This window comes from Diaphorobacter sp. MNS-0, assembly GCF_019602835.1.
Classification (GTDB): domain Bacteria; phylum Pseudomonadota; class Gammaproteobacteria; order Burkholderiales; family Burkholderiaceae_C; genus Diaphorobacter; species Diaphorobacter nitroreducens.
The window spans coordinates 478,601-497,530 of sequence record NZ_CP080761.1 but is presented as its reverse complement, the minus strand read 5'-3'; the positions used below and the strand labels follow the sequence as shown (position 1 = coordinate 497,530).

16 protein-coding genes are annotated in these 18,930 nt (G+C 68.0%); 2 read left to right on the top strand and 14 right to left on the bottom strand.

Annotation, left to right across the window (positions count from 1 at the left end):
• Window positions 1–1,209 carry a DUF3108 domain-containing protein gene (locus K2L43_RS02420; RefSeq protein WP_220638427.1) on the top strand — a complete coding sequence of 403 codons (1,209 nt, stop codon included), beginning with the start codon at window positions 1–3 and terminating at the stop codon, window positions 1,207–1,209.
• A 176-nt stretch (window positions 1,210–1,385) separates the two neighbouring features.
• Window positions 1,386–1,676, top strand: coding sequence for a DUF3567 domain-containing protein (locus tag K2L43_RS02415; protein ID WP_012655478.1), 291 nt, complete (start codon window positions 1,386–1,388; stop codon window positions 1,674–1,676).
• A 234-nt stretch (window positions 1,677–1,910) separates the two neighbouring features.
• Here K2L43_RS02415 and K2L43_RS02410 read toward each other — a convergent pair whose 3' ends face one another.
• The 14 genes from K2L43_RS02410 to K2L43_RS02345 all read right to left on the bottom strand — a co-directional run bounded on the left by K2L43_RS02410 (window position 1,911) and on the right by K2L43_RS02345 (window position 18,863).
• On the bottom strand, window positions 1,911–2,456 hold the full coding sequence (locus K2L43_RS02410; protein WP_047350257.1) for a hemerythrin domain-containing protein: 546 nt from the start codon (window positions 2,454–2,456) through the stop codon (window positions 1,911–1,913).
• A 4-nt stretch (window positions 2,457–2,460) separates the two neighbouring features.
• The gene (locus tag K2L43_RS02405) at window positions 2,461–2,886 is read right to left on the bottom strand and encodes a ribonucleotide reductase subunit alpha (RefSeq protein ID WP_220638426.1); all 426 of its coding nucleotides are present in this window, start codon (window positions 2,884–2,886) and stop codon (window positions 2,461–2,463) included.
• Window positions 2,887–3,549, bottom strand: coding sequence for a nitroreductase family protein (locus tag K2L43_RS02400; protein ID WP_011803903.1), 663 nt, complete (start codon window positions 3,547–3,549; stop codon window positions 2,887–2,889).
• Window positions 3,550–3,554: 5 nt separating this feature from the next.
• Window positions 3,555–4,889: an NnrS family protein gene (locus K2L43_RS02395; RefSeq protein ID WP_220638425.1), complete on the bottom strand. Its 1,335-nt coding sequence runs from the start codon at window positions 4,887–4,889 to the stop codon at window positions 3,555–3,557.
• A 36-nt stretch (window positions 4,890–4,925) separates the two neighbouring features.
• Window positions 4,926–5,603: a carbonic anhydrase gene (locus K2L43_RS02390; RefSeq protein ID WP_011803901.1), complete on the bottom strand. Its 678-nt coding sequence runs from the start codon at window positions 5,601–5,603 to the stop codon at window positions 4,926–4,928.
• A 21-nt stretch (window positions 5,604–5,624) separates the two neighbouring features.
• Entirely contained in the window at window positions 5,625–6,461 is an 837-nt protein-coding gene (locus tag K2L43_RS02385; RefSeq protein ID WP_220638424.1) for a peptidylprolyl isomerase, read from the bottom strand.
• 91 nt (window positions 6,462–6,552) lie between these two features.
• On the bottom strand, window positions 6,553–7,287 hold the full coding sequence (gene narI, locus K2L43_RS02380) for a respiratory nitrate reductase subunit gamma (RefSeq protein ID WP_012655473.1): 735 nt from the start codon (window positions 7,285–7,287) through the stop codon (window positions 6,553–6,555).
• Entirely contained in the window at window positions 7,284–7,982 is a 699-nt protein-coding gene (narJ, locus tag K2L43_RS02375) for a nitrate reductase molybdenum cofactor assembly chaperone (RefSeq protein WP_011803898.1), read from the bottom strand. Before narJ ends, narI begins: the two co-directional genes overlap by 4 nt.
• A gap of 19 nt (window positions 7,983–8,001) precedes the next feature.
• Window positions 8,002–9,525 (bottom strand): nitrate reductase subunit beta, encoded by a 1,524-nt coding sequence (gene narH, locus K2L43_RS02370; protein ID WP_012655471.1) that lies wholly within the window; start codon window positions 9,523–9,525, stop codon window positions 8,002–8,004.
• Between the two features lie 18 nt (window positions 9,526–9,543).
• The gene (locus tag K2L43_RS02365) at window positions 9,544–13,323 is read right to left on the bottom strand and encodes a nitrate reductase subunit alpha (RefSeq protein ID WP_220638423.1); all 3,780 of its coding nucleotides are present in this window, start codon (window positions 13,321–13,323) and stop codon (window positions 9,544–9,546) included.
• A gap of 36 nt (window positions 13,324–13,359) precedes the next feature.
• Complete coding sequence (locus tag K2L43_RS02360) at window positions 13,360–14,805, bottom strand: NarK family nitrate/nitrite MFS transporter (protein ID WP_220638422.1); 1,446 nt, start codon at window positions 14,803–14,805, stop codon at window positions 13,360–13,362.
• A gap of 19 nt (window positions 14,806–14,824) precedes the next feature.
• Window positions 14,825–16,132, bottom strand: a complete 1,308-nt coding sequence (locus K2L43_RS02355; RefSeq protein WP_220638421.1) for a nitrate/nitrite transporter — start codon at window positions 16,130–16,132, stop codon at window positions 14,825–14,827.
• A gap of 146 nt (window positions 16,133–16,278) precedes the next feature.
• Window positions 16,279–16,950, bottom strand: coding sequence for a response regulator (locus tag K2L43_RS02350; protein ID WP_123674874.1), 672 nt, complete (start codon window positions 16,948–16,950; stop codon window positions 16,279–16,281).
• Window positions 16,947–18,863, bottom strand: coding sequence for a type IV pili methyl-accepting chemotaxis transducer N-terminal domain-containing protein (locus tag K2L43_RS02345; RefSeq protein ID WP_220638420.1), 1,917 nt, complete (start codon window positions 18,861–18,863; stop codon window positions 16,947–16,949). Before K2L43_RS02345 ends, K2L43_RS02350 begins: the two co-directional genes overlap by 4 nt.
• Between the last annotated feature and the right edge of the window lie 67 nt (window positions 18,864–18,930).

Sequence of the window (18,930 nt, the reverse complement as noted above, 5' to 3'; positions counted from 1 at the left end):
ATGCCGCGCCGCGCCCTGCTGCTGCTGACCGCCGTGGTACTGGCCCTGCACTGGCTGGTGCTGGTCGGGTTGCCGCGGGGCGGCACGGACCAAGGCGCGCCGCAGCGGCTGGCCTTCCATACGCGGATGGTGGAGCCCCCGCCTCCGCCTCCCCCGGAACCCCAGGCCGCGCCAGTGCCGCCGCCGGCCCCCAAGCCGCGCCCCCGTCCCGTGCGCAAGCCACCGCCGCCGCCCGTGGAGGCACCGCCTCCCACGCAGCACCCTGAGCCCGCACCAGCCACGGAGGCGCCCGCGCAAGCCGCACCGTCGCCCGCGGAGTCCCCTGCCGAGGTGCCGGCCGATTCCTCCACCCCACCCCCCGAAGTGCCGGCGGACGCCGCGGCGCCCTCCGCCCCCCTCTCCCCGGCCAGCGATCCGGCCATGCCCGCAATGGCCGAAGCCTCCAGCGCGTCCGCGCCAGCCGCCGCATCGCAGCCGGCGCAGGAAGCGCCCGCGTTGACCGCGGGCGTGGAAATCCTGCCCCCCGGCGCCGCAGGTGCCGTGGCCGGCACCGAACCGCCCCCGGTACGCCTGCCGCCCTCGGCGCGGCTGGCGTTCGACGTGACGGGCGAGGTGAAGAAGTTCCACTACAACGCCAGTGCCGAACTGCTGTGGCGCCAGGACGGTACGCAGTACGAGGCGCGCCAGCAGATCAAGGCCTTCCTGCTGGGAGCGCGCTCGCAAAGCAGCGTGGGCCAAATCACGCCGCAAGGACTGCGCCCCACGCGGTTCGGAGACAAGTCGCGCAGCGAGCGCGCAGCGCATTTCGACTTCGAGCGCGGCGAGGTGATCTTCAGCGCCAACGCCCCGCGCGCGGCCATCGGCAGCGGCGCCCAGGACCGGCTGAGCGTGTTCATCCAGCTGGGCGCCCTGCTGGCCGCCGCACCCGAACGCTACCCCCCTGGCACCCGGATCACGCTGACCACCGTGGGTGCGCGCAGCGCCGAGCGCTGGACCTTCACCGTGGAAGGGCCGCAAACGCTGGAGCTGCCCGCCGGCAGCACGCCCGCGCTCAAGCTGCAGCGCCTGCCCCGCCCCGACCAGCGCTACGACCAGAAGGCCGAACTCTGGCTGGGCACGGACATGGGCTATCTGCCAGTGCGCATCCGCCTCACACAGGCCAACGGCGACTTCGCCGACCTGTCCCTGAGCCATCACGACACGCCCTGATGCCGGCATTTGCCGCGCGCTGCCGGCGCATCCCGGCGTGGGACAAGGCCGCGACCGCGCACGAAGGCCGCCACGGCCCCTTTTCCGTGGAATACTGGTCACAGCGGCGGGGCGCGGGGGCTTGAACTCTGCCGATCCGCTGCAATCTGACAGGCATACCGATAGGGGGACACGCCATGAATATGCTCTACGACTCCGACTCCTTTGTGGTGGTCCACATGCTGGCAGACGCAACCCCCGACAGCGCCAGCGAAGCCGCCACGCCCGCCGTTCCACAACTGGTGCGCCACGGCTTCGAGATCGTGGACAAGCGCTCCGGCAAGGAGGTGTACCTGGATGGCTCCTGGGCCGAGATGTTCCAGCAGCAGATCCTGGCCTGGCAGCGCAACACGCCCACCCAGGAAGAGGTGGAGGACACGCTGGATGGCTATGTCGGGCTCGCGCAGAACCCGGTGATCGTGCACTGACGCGGCACGAGAGTTTCGGGGGCCAGGCCCCCGTTGCGGTCCGCCCCCGGCGGGTCGCCCCCGGCGGGTCGCCGCCCCGTGAGGGGCACAGCGCGCCGTGGCCTTGGCCACGGCGCCTTCTTTTTGGAGGCCGCGCGCTGACGAACAGCGGCGCGCCGCCGCCCGTCCGATTCAGATGAAAAATGGCTCTAGCGCTTATCCATCAAGCGTTAGCAGCTCATATTTTAATAGCGATCAACGCACGCCGCGGCGACGCGCCATCTCCTGCCCCATGGACTGCTGTGCGGGGTCGTCCAGCAGCGCGCGCGCGGCGGGATAGATGCGGTCGTCTTCATGGCGCAGGTGATCGTCATAGCACTGCGCAAACCGGTCCAAGGCCGTCTCGTGCTGCGGCGTGAACGCCTGCACGGCCCCGTCGGCCAGCGCCTGCAACCCCACGCGCGCGGCAGCCCAGCGTTCGGCCATCAGCACATGGTCCCGCTGCAGCTGGCGCACCAGGTCCTTCAGCGCGGCGTCGCCACCGGCCAGCAGGGGCGGGAAGACGTGGAGTTCCTCGTCCTCGTGGTGCAGCGGGGCGGCGATGTCGAAATAGCGCAGCACGTCGCGCGCCGCCTGGCGGGCGGAGTCATCGCAGGCGTGCGCCTTGAGGTAGTCGCGCAGGCGCTGCAGCAGGTCCAGCGAGCGGCGTACGCGGTCATGGCAGGCGCCCAGCATCTCGAACGGCTCGTCAAAGCCCGCGCCTGGCGTGTGCAGACCGGGCAGGGACACACGGCTGGCCATGGCGTCAGCCCAGCCGCACGGGCTGGCCGTCGCGGTTGAAGGGCAGATAGGCGCTGAAAGCGCCCGTTTTCACGGCCTCCACCATGCGGCGCAGCACCTTGTCGGCGTCGTCGTCGGACGGCGCCTGCGCCGCCGTGCCCGACAGCGCCGCGGTGAACACCAGGCGCCAGGGCTGGCCCGGCTGCTCGAACTGCTGCGACTCGCGCACCAGCGCGTCGAACGACTCCAACTCCTCGGGCAGCTTGTCCACGCACATCAGCGGCACCAGCACCCCGCCCTCGCCCTGCGCGAAGCGCTCGCGCTGCTCCGGCGTGGCCTCGTCGGGCAGCTCTGCACCGGCAAACACGAACAGCAGGCGCTGGCGCTCGCGGTGGCTGCGCGCGGCGCGCAGCAGGTCGTCAAAGCTGTTGATCTCGGTTTTCACTTGCATTCATTCCCCTTGTTGCGGCCAAGGCTGCACGCCCCGGCCGGGCACCAGCGTGCCCACATACTGCGCCGGCACGGGCCGCGCGCGCACGGGCTTGCGCGACACGACCGTTCCCACGCTCACGAAACACAGCGCGCGCTCGCCTTCGCCCAGCGCGAACAGCCCGCGCAGCGCCTGCGACTGCAGCGCCTTGCCGCTGGTGAGCGCGGAGCCAAAACCCAACGCGGTCGCCATGAGCAGCAGGTTCTGCACCGCGCAACCCGCGGACACCAGCCGCTCACTGGGTGCGATCTCGGGATCGCCCCCGCATTCGTCCACCACCACCAGCAGCAGCACGGGCGCGCGCAGGGCCTTCTCGCGCGCCTGCTCCTGCTGCTCGGGCGTGGCCTGCGCGTCGCGCTCGCGCAGCGCATCGGCAAACGCCTGGCCCAGCGCCGCGCGGGCCGCGTCGGGCACCAAGACAAACCGCCAGGGCAGCAGACAGCCATGGTCCGGCGCATGCGCGGCCGCGGCCAAAATGGCCTGCAGCTGCGCGGCGTCCGGCCCCGGCGCGCCCAGCCGCTTGGGCAGGATGGTCTGGCGCGCCTGCAGCAGCGCGGCGGCCAGTTCCGCCGTGGCGGCTGCATTGTTCAAGGCCTGTGGAGGCACCGGTCTCTCCTGTTCCATGGCATTCACCCCGGCCGGCCATCGGCGCGCAGCCGGCCATACCAGCCGATGAGGCGCAGGCCCCACACCGCCATGATGCCAGCCCACAGCAGGGCCGCGACGGCCAACAGCACGGGCGACCAGGGCAATGGCATGCTCGCGGCCAACCGCACCACGGTCGCCAGTTGCAGCACCCAGAACAGCGTCCAGACCAGGCGGTCCGCCACCAGCGCGCGGCCGCCATGGCCGCAGGACACGCGCGTGACCATGGCGAGCATGAGCGAGCCCAGGCACCCCATGGTGAGCGCATGCAGCGCGCCCAGTTCCCCGGCAGCGCTGCCGTAGAGACCCTGCGCCCCGTGCGCCAGGCCATGGCCCACGAAGGCCAGCCCCAGCCAGATGAAGCCGATGTGCAGCATGGCCAGCAGGCGCTGCGCCAAGCTCTGCAGCAGGCCCCAGCGGTAGGCCAGCCACAGCAGCACGGCCCCCGCCGACAACTCCAGCGCGCCACGCACCAGCAGCCCGCCCGTGTCGAGCGCGGGCGCCCAGCCAAGCCACGGCAGCCAGACGGCGAGCGCCTCGGCCACCACCGCGGCAAGCATCAGCCACAGAACCCAGAAAGGGCGCCATGCCTGCACCATGGGCAGCACGGCCGAGGTGAAGAAAGGAATCATGCGGTGCGCCACCACCACGAAGACCGCGGCCACGAACCCCCACAGCCCGGTCAGCACCCAGGCACGCGCCAGGTCGCCACGGCCGCCGGCCAGGCTCAGCCCCAGCGCCGCGATGCACACGCAGCCCACCAGGCAGGCCGCGGCAATGGCGCGCGCATGCAAACGGTCCTGCAGCGTGCTGCGCTGGACCAGGCGGATGAAAAGCACCGTCATCCACGCCAACCCGAGGAACGCGACAGCGCAGCCGGCGAGCGCAACCAATAGCCCCCAGGAACCGCCGGCGAGCCACACCAGCCAGCCGCCGGCCTGCAGCAGCAGGGGCGGCATGACGCGGGAGACCGGCCAAGGCTCAACATGCAGCCACTTGGGTCCCGCGGTGAAAAGAAAGCCGGCGAAAAACAGCGGCATGAAGCCAAACGTCATCACCGCCGCGTGCACCAGCGACGGCGCCACACCGTATGGCAATGCCAGCGCCCCGCTCACGCGGTCGATCTGCACCAGAGCCCACCACAGGCCCGAGGCCATGAGCAGCAGCATCGCCAGGAAGAACCCCAGCCGGTGCGGCGCCAGCATGAGGTAGCGCGGCCGCCAGCGCCGGTCCAGCCGCGCCAGCGCCTCGGCCGAGGGCCGGCCCGGCGCGGCGGGCTCACTGCGCAGGGGCACGGTGCGGCGCCGCGCTTCAGTCATGGGCGTGGGCCTCGCCCAGTGTGGCCAGCGTGCACCTCAATCCACCAGCACTTGCCCATCATGTTCCACATATGGCGCATACGGGCCCGTGCCGCTGCTCTTGGCCTTGGACGCCGCCACGAAGCCGCCGGTGGCCACGTCGAACACGTGGACCTCGCCCTCCTCGATCACGTAGTGCCAGCCATGCAGCGCAATGCTGCCGTCCTCGACGCGGCGGCGCACCATGGGGTACTCCATGAGGCGTTCCAGTTGCAGCACCACGGCGCGCTGTTCGGTGCGGCGCAGGGCCTCGGGGCCGGGCTGCACGGGCAGCGCGGCCTCGCGGCCCAGGTCCAGCCAGCGCTGCAGGTTGCGCGCCTCGGGCGAGACCTCGCCATACAGGGCCTTGATGGCGCCGCAGTGGCTGTGGCCGCACACGACGATGCGGCTCACATGCAGTTCGAGCACCGCGAACTCGATGGCGGCGGCCGTGCCATGGTGGCCGTAGGAGCCGTCGTAGGGCGGTACGAAGGCCCCCACGTTGCGCACCAGGAACAGCTCGCCCGGTCCTGCCCCCGTCAGCAGGTAGGGCAGCAAACGGGAATCCGAGCACCCGATGAACAGGGTCGTCGGGTGTTGCCCCTCGTCCACGAGCGTCTGGAATTGCTCGCGGTATTGGGGGAAGGCATCCAGATGGAAGCGGCGCAGCCGTTGCAGCAGCTCGTCGTCAGGCATGGGTGTCTCCCCTGCCTGGCGCTACTGCACCAGCGGCGTATCGGCCGCATCGAGGTGCACGCCCTCGACCTCGGCCTCGCCCGCCAGCAACTGAAGGTACTGGCGCAATGCGTTGACCCAGGCCTGCTGGCGCAGCATGAGCGCCACGCTGGCGCGCACCTGCTCGAAGGGCAGCTCCTGGCCCGGCTGGCGCTCGCACACCTCGACCACGTGCAGGCCGAAGCGGCTGTGCACCAGGCGCGAGAGCACGCCCACTTCCTGCGTGCCGAACACCTCGCGCGCGAACTCGGGCGCGCAGTCCTCGGCCGACAGCCAGCCCAGATCGCCGCCCTCCTGCCCGCTGGGGCAGTTGGACCACTGGCCCGCCGCGGCGGCAAAGCGCGCGCCGTCATCGTCAGCGCAACGCAGATCCAGCAACACGCCTTCGGCGCGCTGGCGCAGCAGCTTCACATCCACCCCCGGGGTGACCGCGAACAGCACGTGGCGCATCCGCACGCGCTCGCCCTGCCCGCCCAGCGTCGGGTGGGCGGCGTGGTAGCGGCGGCAGGCCTCCTCGGAGGGCTCGGGCACTTGCAGGGCCTGGTCGAGCAGGCGCTCGATGGCCTGCGATGCCTCGGCGCTGGTGGCGCCGTCCAGGCCCGGCGCGTCGTCTTGCGGCAACAGCCCCTCGCGCTGCGCCTGCTGGCGCAGCAGCTCGGTGCAGGCGCGCTGGCGCAGTGCATCGGGCGGCAGGATCTCGCCGTCGGCGTGCAGAGGCACGCCATTGATGCGGGCCACCGGGGCGGCGTCTTCCTGTGGGAGGTTGTCGGTGCTGCCGGCGCAGCCGCAGCCGCCCGATCCGCAGGTGGTGTTGCTCATGGGGTTCTCCTGGAGGCTGGGAGGCCGAAAGCCGATTTCAAGCGAAATTGGCCTCCAGCCCGCTACCAGCAAGCGCTGGTAGCTATTTACTTCATAGCGCGTTGCGATTACCCGGCTGGTTGTGGCCTGCGGGCAGGTTCATGCGGCGGGCGCGCACCAGTTGGTACGGGCGCGTGATGTAGGCCAGTGTGCCAAACCCGCTCCACACGTGCACCAAGCGGGTGAACGGGAAGATCAGGAACACGGTCATGCCCAGGAACATGTGCGCCTTGAACACCCAGCCGGCATTGGCCAGCAGTTCCACGGCGCCGCCGCGGAAGGTGACGATGCGTTGCGCCCATTCGGCCAGCAGCATCATCATGGAGCCGTCCAGGTGCTGCGCCGACAGCGGGATGGTCGCCAGGCCCAGGGCCAACTGCACCCACAGCACCCACAGCAGCAGGATGTCGCTGGTCTTGGAGGTGGCGCGGATACGCGCGTCCGTCAGGCGGCGGTGCAGCAGCAGCGTCACGCCGATGAAGCCCAGGGTGCCGGCGACGCCGCCCACGACCATGGCCATGATCTGCTTGGCGCCTGCGCTCATGAAGGGCTCGTACAGCGCGTGCGGCGTGAGCATGCCCACGAAGTGGCCGAAGAACAGGACCAGCACGCCCACGTGGAACAGGTTGCTGCCCCAGCGCAGGCTGCCGCGGCGCAGCAGCTGCGAGGAGTCGCTCTTCCAGGTGTACTGATCGCGGTCGAAGCGCGCCCAACTGCCGATGAAGAAAACGGCCAGACAGATGTAGGGGTACAGGCCGAACAAGAGGTTGTCGATCCAGGCGGTCATACCGAGGCTCCTTGGGACGAGTTGGCGCGTGCGTTGCGCACGAAATGCAGGGGTTGGGGCTGGTCCGGGCGGTTCTGGCCGCGGGTGGCGCAGCCGTCGAATGCCTCGGGCTCGGCCCAGGCGTCGTCCAGGCCCGGCTCGGGCGCGATGGCGACGGCCTGCACGCGCTGGCCGGCGACTTCGAGCACCGCCGCGATCACGCAGGCGTAGGGGTTGCCCTTGCTGGTCAGCGCGGTGAACAGCGCATTGAGGATGTGCGCCATCTCGCCGAGGAATTCGCGCGCCACGGCCGGCGGCTGGGTGGAGGCGAACTCCAGCACCACCGCCAGATGGTCGGGCAGTTCCTGCGCGTCGAACTGCAGGCCGGCCTTCTCGTAGGTCTGCATCAGGTCGATGAGCGCGGGGCCGCGCTCGCGCGAGTCGCCGTGCACGTGCTCGAACAGGTGCAGCGAGGTCTGCCGGCCGCGGTCGAAGGTGTCGACGTAGCGCGCCTCGGCCTCGTAGGGCTCCATGGCACACAGTTGGCGGCACAGAGCTTCGATCTCCTGCATGCGCGCCTCGGGCAGGGCGCGCTCCAGCCGCAACGCGTCCAGCAGCGCCGGCGCGTTCGCACGCAGCGCGGCATCGGGATAGCCCAGCAGGTGCGCCAGCGCACGCAGCGTCAGGCGCAGGGATTCAGGCGTTTTCTGGAACATGGCAATTCTTCCTTTCGCCTCAGACCGTGGCCTTGATGGGGATGGTGCGTCGCTTCTTGCCACCGAACATGCTCACGTCCGTGGAGCCGTCGGAGCAGCCGTTGCCGAACGAGAAGCCGCAGCCGCCGCGCAGGTCGAATGCGTTCTCGGCGTACTCGCGGTGCGCCGAGGGGATGACGAAGCGGTCTTCGTAGTTGGCGATCGCCATGACCTGGTACATGTCTTCCACTTCATGCACCGTGAGCCCCACCTGCTGCAGCACGGCCAGGTTCTGCTGGCGGTCCACATGCATGCCGCGCTGGTAGGCGCGCATGGCCAGCATGCGCTCCAGCGCCCGCACCACGGGGCCGGTGTCGCCGGCGGTGAGCAGGTTGGCCAGGTACTGCACGGGGATGCGCAGCTGCGACACGTCGGGAATCTCGCCGTTCACGCCCAGGTGGCCGGCGTTGGCCGCCGAGGTGATGGGCGACAGCGGCGGCACGTACCACACCATGGGCAGCGTGCGGTACTCGGGGTGCAGCGGCAGTGCGATCTTCCAGTCCACGGCCATCTTGTAGACGGGGCTGTTCTTGGCGGCTTCCAGCCAGGCGTCGGAGATGCCGTCGGCTTTGGCCTGGCGGATCACGTCCGGGTCGTTGGGGTCCAGGAAAATGTCCAACTGGGCCTCGTACAGGTCGCGGTCGCGCTCCACGCTGGCGGCTTCCTGGATGCGGTCGGCGTCATACAGCAGCACGCCCAGGTAGCGGATGCGGCCCACGCAGGTCTCGGAGCACACCGTGGGCTGGCCCGCCTCGATGCGCGGGTAGCAGAAGATGCACTTCTCGGCCTTGCCGGTCTGCCAGTTGTAGTAGATCTTCTTGTAGGGGCAGCCCGACACGCACATGCGCCAGCCGCGGCACTTGTCCTGGTCGATCAGCACGATGCCGTCTTCCTCGCGCTTGTAGATCGAGCCCGAGGGGCACGATGCCACGCACGCCGGGTTCAGGCAGTGCTCGCACAGGCGCGGCAGGTACATCATGAAGGTGTTCTCGAACTGGCCGTACATGTCCTTCTGGACCTGCTCGAAGTTCACGTCGGCGCTGCGCTTGGAGAACTCGCCGCCCAGGATTTCCTCCCAGTTCGGGCCCCACTCGATCTTTTCCATGCGCTGGCCCGTGATCAGGCTGCGCGGGCGCGCCGTTGGCGCGGCCTTCATCTCGGGGGCCGACTGCAGGTGGTCGTAGTCGAAGGTGAAGGGCTCGTAGTAGTCGTCGATCTGCGGCAGGTTGGGATTGGCGAAGATGCGCATCAGCAGCTTCCACTTGCCGCCCTGGCGGGGGGCGATGGAGCCGTCCGGGTTGCGCACCCAGCCGCCGTTCCACTTGTCCTGGTTTTCCCATTCCTTGGGGTAGCCGATGCCGGGTTTGGTCTCGACGTTGTTGAACCAGGCGTATTCCACGCCGGGACGGCTGGTCCAGACGTTCTTGCAGGTGACGGAACAGGTGTGGCAACCGATGCACTTGTCCAGGTTCAGCACCATGCCGATTTGTGCGCGAATTTTCATCGTGTCTCTCCTTGTCGCTCAGGCGTGGGCGGCGCTGGTGGATGCCTCGTCGTCCATCCAGTCGACGCGGCGCATCTTGCGCACCAGCACGAACTCGTCGCGGTTGGTGCCGATGGTCCCGTAGTAGTTGAAGCCGTAGCTGTACTGCGCGTAGCCGCCGATCATGTGCGTGGGCTTGGGGACGATGCGAATGACCGAGTTGTAGATGCCGCCGCGCGTGCCCGAGATCTCCGAGCCGGGCGTGTTGATGGTCTTTTCCTGGCCGTGGTACATCATCACCATGCCGGCGTTGACGCGCTGGCTCACCACGGCCCGGGCAGCGATGGCGCCGTTGGCGTTGAACAGCTCCACCCAGTCGTTGTCCACGATGCCGGCGCGGGCCGCGTCCTCCTCGCTGAGCCAGACCACCGGGCCGCCCCGGTTGAGGGTGAGCATCAGCAGGTTGTCGCTGTACGTGCTGTGGATGCCCCATTTCTGGTGCGGCGTGATGAAGTTCAGCGCGATCTCGGGGTTGCCGTTGGGCTTCTTGCCTTCGACCTCGTACAGCGTCTTCAGGTGCACGGGCGGGCGGTAGCTCACGAAGCCCTCGCCAAAGTCGCGCATCCACGGGTGGTCCTGGTAGAACTGCTGGCGGCCCGTGAGGGTGCGCCATGGGATCAGCTCATGCACGTTGGTGTAGCCGGCGTTGTAGCAGACCTTCTCGCTCTCCAGCCCGCTCCAGGTGGGCGAGCTGATGATCTTGCGCGGCTGCGCCTGGATGTCGCGGAAACGGATCTTCTCGTCCTCGCGGTGCAGGGCCAGGTGCACGTGGTCGCGGCCGGTCTGCTTGCCCAGCGCTTCCCATGCCTTGCAGGCCACGTGGCCGTTGGTCTCGGGCGCCAGCATCATCACGGTCTCGGCCGCGTCGATGTCGCTCAGGATGCGCGGACGGCCCTGCGTGACGCCTTCCTCGCGCACGCGGCCGTTGAGGTCGCCCAGCTGCTCCACCTCCGTCTGCGTGTTCCAGGCGATGCCCTTGCCGCCATTGCCGAGCTTTTCCAGCAACGGGCCCAGGGCGGTGAAGCGCTTGAAGGTGTTGGGGTAGTCGCGCTCGACGACGGTGATCTGCGGCGCCGTCTTGCCCGGCACCAGATCGCATTCGCCCTTCTTCCATTCGCGCACCTCGGCCTGCGCGAGCTCGGCGGGCGTGTCGTGCATCAGCGGGGTCAGCACCACGTCCTTTTCCACGCCGAGGTGGCCCACGCACAGCTCGCTGAAGGTCTTGGCGAAGCCCTTGTAGATCTCCCAGTCGCTGCGGGCCTGCCAGGCGGGGTCGACGGCCGTGGACAGGGGGTGGATGAAAGGATGCATGTCGCTGGTGTTGATGTCGTTCTTCTCATACCAGGTGGCCGTGGGCAGCACGATGTCGGAGTACAGGCAGGTGGTGCTCATGCGGAAGTCGAGCGTCACCAGCAGGTCCAGCTTGCCCTCGGGGCCCTGCGCGTGCCAGCGCACTTCCTCGGGGCGCGCGTCCTGCGAACCCAGGTCCTTGCCCTGCACGCCGTGCGTGGTGCCCAGCAGGTGACGCAGGAAGTACTCGTGCCCCTTGGCCGAGTTGCCCACCAGGTTGGAGCGCCACACGAACATGTTGCGCGGCCAGTTGTCGGGGTGGTCAGGATCCTCGCAGCTCATCGCCAGCGAACCGTCCTGGAGCGCGCGCGCCACGTAGTCCTTCGCATCCGCGCCGGCGGCCTGCGCGTCGCGCGCCACCTGCAGCGGGTTCACCTGCAATTGCGGCGCGCTGGGCAGCCAGCCCATGCGCTCGGCGCGCACGTTGTAGTCGATGATGGCGCCCGCGGCCGCCTTCTCGCTGGCCAGCGGGGAGAGCACTTCGCGCACCCCCAGCTTTTCGTAGCGCCACTGGTCGGTGTGGTTGTAGAAGCAGCTGGTGCTGTTCATCTGGCGCGGCGGGCGCACCCAGTCCAGCGCGAAGGCGAGCGCCGTCCAGCCGGTCTGCGGGCGCAGCTTTTCCTGGCCCACGTAGTGCGCCCAGCCACCGCCGCTCTGGCCGATGCAGCCGCACAGCATCAGCATGTTGATGATGCCGCGGTAGTTCATGTCGCTGTGGAACCAGTGGTTCATGGCCGCGCCGATGATGACCATGGACTTGCCGCGGGTCTTGTCCGCGTTGTCCGCGAACTGCCGCGCCACGGTGATGACCTGCTCGCGCGGCACGCCGGTGATCCGCTCCTGCCATGCGGGCGTGTAGGGCAGGTCGTCGTCGTAGCTGGCGGCGGCGTTCTCGCCCTCGATGCCGCGGCGCACGCCGTAGTTGGCCGCCGTCAGGTCGAACACCGTGGCCGCCGTGACCCAGCGCCCGTCATCGAGCTGGATGCGGCGCACCGGCACCTTGCGCACCAGAACGTCGCCCTCGGCCTGTACGCTGGCCGGGAAATTCGGCGTCTCGATGCCGCCGAAATACGGGAAGGCGACGTCGCCCGCCTCCCAGGAAGGCGCCTCGCCTTCCATCAAGCTGAGCTTGAGCCGGACGTCGCCGTTGTGCTCGGCTTCCTTGCTTTCCAGGTTCCACTTGCCCAGGTCGGTGCCCTTTTCCTGCCCCCAGCGGAACCCGATGGATCCGTTGGGCAGCACGACCCGGTCCTGCTCGTCCAGCGCCACCGTCTTCCACTCGGGGTTGTTGTCCTGCCCGAGCTGGCCGGCGAAGTCGCTGGCGCGCAGGTAGCGGCCCGGCACCAGGGCCTGGCGCCCATCCGCCAGCGTGCGCTCTTCGAGCTGCACGAGGTTGGGCATGTCGGTGTAGCGGCGCACGTAGTCGTCGAAGTACGCCGAGCGCTTGTCGAAGTAGAACTCCTTGAGGATCACGTGGCCCATGGCCATGGCGACGGCGGCGTCGGTGCCCTGCTTGGGGTGCATCCAGAGGTCGGCCAGCTTGGCGACCTCGGAGTAGTCGGGCGTCACGGCCACGGTCTTCGCGCCCTTGTAGCGGACTTCCGTGAAGAAGTGCGCGTCCGGCGTACGCGTCTGCGGCACGTTCGAGCCCCAGGCGATGATGTAGGTGCTGTTGTACCAGTCGGCCGATTCGGGCACGTCGGTCTGCTCGCCCCACACCTGGGGGCTGGCCGGGGGCAGGTCGGCATACCAGTCGTAGAAGCTCAGGCTCACGCCACCAATCAGGCTCAGGTAGCGGGTGCCTGCGGCGTACGAGATCATCGACATGGCCGGGATGGGCGAGAAGCCGAAGATGCGGTCCGGACCGTGCTTCTTGATGGTGTAGATATTGGCCGCGGCAATCATCTGGTTGACCTCGTCCCAGGTGCTGCGCACGAAGCCGCCCAGGCCGCGCTGCTTCTGCCATTCGCGGCGCGCGCTGTCGTTCTCGACGATGGCGGCCCAGGCGTCCACGGGGCTCTTGGCGATGGCCAGTGCGGCACGCCAGTGCTTGAGCAGGCGGCCACGCACCATGGGGTATTTCACGCGATTGGCGCTGTACAGGTACCAGCTGTAGCTGGCGCCGCGTGCGCAGCCGCGCGGCTCATGGTTGGGCAGATCGGGACGCGTGCGCGGGTAGTCGGTCTGCTGTGTTTCCCACGTGACGATGCCGCCCTTGACGTAGATCTTCCACGAGCAACTGCCCGTGCAGTTCACACCGTGGGTGGAGCGCACGATCTTGTCGTGCGCCCAGCGGTCGCGGTAGGCGTCTTCCCAGGTACGGTCTTCGCCGTTGGTCTGGCCGTGGCCCTGCGAGAAGGTTTCGCGCGGCTGCGCAAAGTACGAGAGGCGGTCTAGGAAATGGCTCATCGTGGGACTCCTTGGAAATCGTTGTAGTGGCGTGGCTCAGCAGGGCATCTCTGCATGCTTGCGAGAGTAGTACCACCAAGTGATGATGATGCAGAGAACATAGAAAACGGCAAACATCCACAGCGCGAATTCGGGACCGCCCGTCGCGGCGATGGAGCTGCCATAGCTCTTGGGAATGAAAAAGCCCCCGTAGGCGCCCAGCGCTCCGGCGAAGCCCACCGCGGCCGCGCCTTCGGTGTTGCCATCCTTGATGGCTTGGGCGCGCGATGCTTCGTCATCGGTGCGCAACTCGCGCAGCTTCTGGGTCAGAAATATCACGGGGATCATGCGGAAGGTGGAGCCGTTGCCGATGCCGGTGGTGAAGAAGAGCACCAGGAACATCAGGAAAAAGCCCGTGAAGCTGCCTTCAGCCGGGCCAAAGGGCAGCGCAAAACCGCCCGAGCCCTTGGGCAGGAAAAACAGAACACCCACCACGGCCAGCGCCATGACGAGGAAGCTCCAGACCGTGACCCGGGCACCGCCCACCTTGTCGGCCAGCCAGCCACCGAGCGGACGCACCACGGCGCCCACCAGCGGACCCAGCCAGGCGTAGGCCAGGGGGTTGACTTCAGGGAAGAGCGCCTTGATCAGCAGCGGAAAGCCTGCGGCAAAACCGATGAACGAACCGAAGGTGCCCAGGTACAGCACGCACATGATCCAGTTGTGCTTGCGCTTGAAGATGGCCGCCTGCGCGGCGAAGCTGGCACGCGCATCGGCAATGTCGTTCATGCCGAACCACGCCGCCACCGCGACCAGTGCGATCCAGGGCACCCAGATGAAGGCGGCGTTCTGCGCCCACACCATCTGCTCCTGGCCATTCTTCACGATGGTCTGGGGCTCCCCGCCAAAGATACCGAAGATGCCTGCCGTAATGACCAGCGGGCTCAGGAACTGCACCACCGACACCCCCAGGTTGCCCAGGCCGGCGTTCACACCCAGCGCGGAACCCTTGCGCTCCTTCGGGAAGAAGAAGCTGATGTTGGCCATGCTGGAGCTGAAGTTGCCGCCGCCCAGGCCGCACAGCAGCGCCAACAAAAGCATGGTGGGGTAGCTGGTGGTGTTGTCCTGCACCGCATAGCCGATGCCGATGGCGGGGATCAGCAGCGACGCGGTGGACAGCGCAGTCCAGCGGCGGCCGCCGAAGATGGGCACCATGAAGGAATAGAAGATACGCAGCGTGGCGCCGGACAACGCCGGGGCGGCAGCCAGCCAGAACAGCTGGTTGGTCGAATACTTGAAACCCAGGGCCGGCAAGTTCACGGCGACCACACTCCAGACCTGCCAGATGGCGAAGGCCAGGAACAGTGCGGGCACCGAAATCCAGAGATTGATCTTGGCGACAGCCTCGCCCTCTCGCGCCCAGAAGGACTTGTCCTCGGGGGTCCAGAGCGTGAGCACCCGGCCTTTGCGACCGCTGCCTTGCGAAACGGTGTTGGTGGACATGTGGGATCTCCGGTGGGGATCAGTGGGCAGCCGGGGCGGCGTTGTGAGACTTCATCACGTCGGTACGGCGCACCTCGGTGAAATACATCCAGATCAACGAAACCCATACCACGCCGTACATCAGCATGAAGGCACTGGAGCGGATGCCCGTCCAGTCCATGAGCATGCCGAACAGGATGGGCAGGATGAAGCCGCCCATGCCGCCCGCCAGGCCCACGATGCCGCTGATGGCGCCGATGTTCTTGGGGTAGTCGTCGCTGATGTACTTGAACACGCTGGCCTTGCCGAAAGCCCAGGCGATGCCCAGGACGAACATCAGCGCGGTGAACATGTATACGTTCAGGCCGACGTGCAGGGTGGTGGGTCCGTTGACGGTCTGGATGGTGAAGTCGGTCTGCGGGTAGGACAGCAGGAACAGGCAGATCCAGCTCACCCACATCACCCACCAGGTCACGGAGTGCGCCCCGAACTTGTCGGACAGCACGCCGCCGATGGCGCGCAGCACGCCGCCCGGCAGCGAGAAGCAGGCTGCCAGCAGCGCCGCCACACGGATGTCCAGGCCGTACTCACCGACGTAGTACTGCACCATCCACAGGGAAAGCGCCACATAGCCACCGAACACGATGCTGTAGTACTGGCAGTACTTGAGCACCTTGGGGTCCTTCAGTGCCTTGAGCTGATCGCCAAAGGACACGTTGCTGGGTACCAGGTGTGCCGGGTCGCTGTGGCTGAACAGCCAGAACAGCACCAGCGTACCGAGCATGATGGCGGCATACACATGCGGCACGGCCGCCCACCCGAAGGCCACCAGGATCACGGGCGCCACGAACTTGTTCACGGCTGCGCCCGAGTTGCCCGCGCCATACACGCCCATGGCCGTGCCCTGGCGGTGCTTGGGGAACCACCGGGCCACGTAGGGCGTACCGACCGAGAACGAGCCGCCGGCCAAACCGACGAACAGGCCGATCACGAGGAAATGCCAGTATTCGGTGGCGTAACCCATCATCCAGATAGCGGGAACGGTGGCGGCCATGAGCAACGCCATCACGATGCGGCCGCCGTAGCGGTCGGTCCAGATACCCAGCGGCACGCGCACCAGCGAGCCCGTGAGCACGGGCATGGCCGTGAGCAGGCCGAACTGGGTGGAGCTGAGGTTCAGCATCTTCTTGATCGGGATCCCGATGACGCCGAACATCATCCAGACCATGAAGCAGACGGTGAAGGCGAGCGTGCTGACGATGAGCACTGACCAGGCTTTGCGGGTATGGCGTGGATCTTCGCCGACGGTTGAGGCGCTCGGCGCGGCGCGCTGGGGCAGTTGAGCCATTGCAGATGTCCTCTCTTGGGTACGGTGCAATCGTCCCGCAACTGGCCGTGCCTGCACATCCTTCGCTGGGACACCGCGGGCGGTGCAAAAGGACGAGGGCGGCCTATGCCGCCCTACTCCCTAAGAACTATGCCGGGCTCTGGGGGTTATTCCGTGAGGCGGTGGCGGTCCGAGGCGTAGACCGCCGCCTGCACGCGCGAGGACAGTCCCAGCTTGCGCAGAATGTGCTGCACATGGATCTTCACGGTGGTCTCGGCAATGTCGAGCGCACGTGCGATTTCCTTGTTGCTGAGACCGCGCGCAATCTCGCGCAACACGTCTTCTTCGCGCGGCGACAGCACCGACACGGGCTCTTCCTCTTCGGGCAGGGGCTCGGGCGTGGGCGCCCCCTGGGACTGGAACGCCGCCACCAGCTTGCCCATCATTTCGGGGCTGACCACCGGCTCGCCGCGTGCGGCCCGCCGTATCGCCTGCGCAAGCAGGTCACCGTCAATGGTCTTGAGCAAATACCCCTGCGCGCCGTTGCGCAAGGCGGCCGCCAGATCCTGCCCATCCTCGCTCACCGTGAGCATCAACACGCGGCTGCCCTGCGACGCCTCGCGCAGGCCGGCAATGGCGTCCACGCCGCGCACACCGGGCAGGTGGTTGTCCAGCAGGATCACGTCGGGGCGCAGCGCAGGCAGCAGACGCAGGGCCTCCGCGGCGTCCCCGGCCTCGCCCACCACGCGCAGGTCCGGCTGCTGGGACAGCAGCGCCACCAGTCCGCGGCGCAGCAAGGTGTGGTCATCGATCAGGAAAAGCGTGGTGGGAGCATTCATGCGGCGGCGGAAGAAACAAGGGACAGGGGCAACGCAGGCTCCTCGCGGGTGGTTGGTGGCAGCTCCAGGACTACGCAGGTGCCACCGCCGCCGGGGCGCGAAACCAGCTCCAGATGCGCACCGATGCGCTGCGCGCGTTCACGCATGATGCCCAGGCCCACATGCAGCGAATCGGGTGGCACGCTGTCCGGGTCGAACCCGCGGCCATCGTCCTGCACCTCGAAGCGCCAGCGGGGGTGGCGCTGCACCCGCAGCTCCACGCGGCGTGCATCGGCGTGCTTGCGCACGTTGGACAAGGCCTCCTGCAGGATGTGCAGCACCTGGATCTGCACGTCCTGCGCCAGCGGCAGGCCGTGCCCCGCCATGCTCAGCGCCGTGGCCGCGCCGGTCTGGTGTTCGAACTTCGAGAGCGTGGCGCGCAGCGCCGCTTCGATGTCCTCGTCCTGCGTGCGCGTGCGAAAGTGCACCAGCAGCTCACGCACGTCGGCATAGCATTCGCGCACACCGGTATCCAGCTCCGCCATGCTGCGGTCACGCGCCTCGGTGTTGTCCTTCGCCACCGCGTCGCGCAGCAGCTGGGTTTGGATCTTGAGAAAGGCCAGCGACTGCGCGATGGAGTCGTGCAATTCGCGCGCAATGAGGCTGCGCTCCTGCGCCACCGCTGCCTCGCGCTCCAGCGCCGAGGCGCGCAGGCTTTCCATGGAAGTGGCCAAGTGATGCGCCATGGTGGACAGCAGCTCGCGCATCTCCGCCGACAGCTCCAGCGGACTGCGATACAGCAGCGTGACCTCGCCCAACAGGCGCTGGTGCATCTGCACCGGGATACTCACCACCGTCTCGAAACCAGCCTCGCGGCAATGCGGCAACTGCAGGCCCCCGACAGGCATGATCGGAATCACACGCATGCGCGCCTGGCCCTGCGCCTGTCCGCATTCGCAGGCGCCGGTGACCACGCAGTGCTCGTGCTCCGCCAGCGACTGGGGCAGCCCGTCGGAGGCCAGCAGCACGTAGCGCTCGTTGGCTTCGTCCGACCAGCGCACGGCCGCCGCGTCGCACCCCGCCACGCGGCGGATCTGCTGCACGAAACCCTGGGTCAACTCTTCCAGGCTCCCCGCCTCCGCCGCAAGGGCGCTCACCGCATACAACGCCGCCAGGCGCTGGTTGCGCACTTCGATGGTGGCGGTCTTTTCGCGTACCTTGCGCTCCAGGTCCTCGTGCGAGGTCTGCAGCGCATGGGCCATGAGGTTGAAACCCGCCGTCAGCTGGCCGAACTCGTCGTCTGCTTCCACCTCCAGGCGCGTGCCCAGGTCGCCCTTGCGCAGCCGCGCCAGGGCCTGTTGCAGCCGCGTGACGGGGTTGAGTACAAGCAGGTAGCTCAGCGCCATGAAGGCCACAGCCGAGCCGATGGCCAACGCCACCATGAACAGGTGGAACAGATGCAGCACCGCCGTGAGGCGCACGATCTGGATCTCGATGGCCTCGACGAAGCTGTCCAGGTCCAGCACGAAGGCATCGGCGCGCGCCACGGCCGCGGCGCTGCTTTCATAGTGCGCGGCGGCTTTCCAGTCGTTTTCGATGAGCAGCCACTGCCGGCGGATGTGTTCGTAGCGCTCGCGCGTGTCATCGCTCCAGGGCACGAACAGCGGCCGGGCGGGGTCACCCGTGCGCAGCAACTCCAGCCCTTCGTTGAAGCGCGTTTCCAGCCGCGCGAACTCCTGGGGCGACTCGTTCTGCTGGGCCAGCACCATGCGCAGCATGTTCATGCGCAGGCGACCCGCCTCGTTCACCGCAGCGGCGCCCCCCTCCAACTTCCAGGTCACCCACAGCGTGAAGCCGATGGATGCCAGCGCCACCAGCAGGAACACCGTGCCCATGGCCAGCAGCTTGGTGGACAGCGTGGACTTGTTGCGCATGGCGGCAGTGTAGGCACGCGCTTTTGAAATGTCTTGATGGAAGTCAAGTTTGCTCAAGCCTACGGCC

What these genes read in the sequence shown, in the direction of transcription:
- K2L43_RS02420 (WP_220638427.1), top strand. Translation starts at nt 1, where the DNA reads ATGCCGCGCCGCGCCCTGCTGCTGCTGACCGCCGTGGTACTGGCCCTG.
- K2L43_RS02415 (WP_012655478.1), top strand. Translation starts at nt 1,386, where the DNA reads ATGAATATGCTCTACGACTCCGACTCCTTTGTGGTGGTCCACATGCTG.
- K2L43_RS02410 (WP_047350257.1), bottom strand. Translation starts at nt 2,456, where the DNA reads ATGGCCAGCCGTGTGTCCCTGCCCGGTCTGCACACGCCAGGCGCGGGC.
- K2L43_RS02405 (WP_220638426.1), bottom strand. Translation starts at nt 2,886, where the DNA reads ATGCAAGTGAAAACCGAGATCAACAGCTTTGACGACCTGCTGCGCGCC.
- K2L43_RS02400 (WP_011803903.1), bottom strand. Translation starts at nt 3,549, where the DNA reads ATGGAACAGGAGAGACCGGTGCCTCCACAGGCCTTGAACAATGCAGCC.
- K2L43_RS02395 (WP_220638425.1), bottom strand. Translation starts at nt 4,889, where the DNA reads ATGACTGAAGCGCGGCGCCGCACCGTGCCCCTGCGCAGTGAGCCCGCC.
- K2L43_RS02390 (WP_011803901.1), bottom strand. Translation starts at nt 5,603, where the DNA reads ATGCCTGACGACGAGCTGCTGCAACGGCTGCGCCGCTTCCATCTGGAT.
- K2L43_RS02385 (WP_220638424.1), bottom strand. Translation starts at nt 6,461, where the DNA reads ATGAGCAACACCACCTGCGGATCGGGCGGCTGCGGCTGCGCCGGCAGC.
- narI (WP_012655473.1), bottom strand. Translation starts at nt 7,287, where the DNA reads ATGACCGCCTGGATCGACAACCTCTTGTTCGGCCTGTACCCCTACATC.
- narJ (WP_011803898.1), bottom strand. Translation starts at nt 7,982, where the DNA reads ATGTTCCAGAAAACGCCTGAATCCCTGCGCCTGACGCTGCGTGCGCTG.
- narH (WP_012655471.1), bottom strand. Translation starts at nt 9,525, where the DNA reads ATGAAAATTCGCGCACAAATCGGCATGGTGCTGAACCTGGACAAGTGC.
- K2L43_RS02365 (WP_220638423.1), bottom strand. Translation starts at nt 13,323, where the DNA reads ATGAGCCATTTCCTAGACCGCCTCTCGTACTTTGCGCAGCCGCGCGAA.
- K2L43_RS02360 (WP_220638422.1), bottom strand. Translation starts at nt 14,805, where the DNA reads ATGTCCACCAACACCGTTTCGCAAGGCAGCGGTCGCAAAGGCCGGGTG.
- K2L43_RS02355 (WP_220638421.1), bottom strand. Translation starts at nt 16,132, where the DNA reads ATGGCTCAACTGCCCCAGCGCGCCGCGCCGAGCGCCTCAACCGTCGGC.
- K2L43_RS02350 (WP_123674874.1), bottom strand. Translation starts at nt 16,950, where the DNA reads ATGAATGCTCCCACCACGCTTTTCCTGATCGATGACCACACCTTGCTG.
- K2L43_RS02345 (WP_220638420.1), bottom strand. Translation starts at nt 18,863, where the DNA reads ATGCGCAACAAGTCCACGCTGTCCACCAAGCTGCTGGCCATGGGCACG.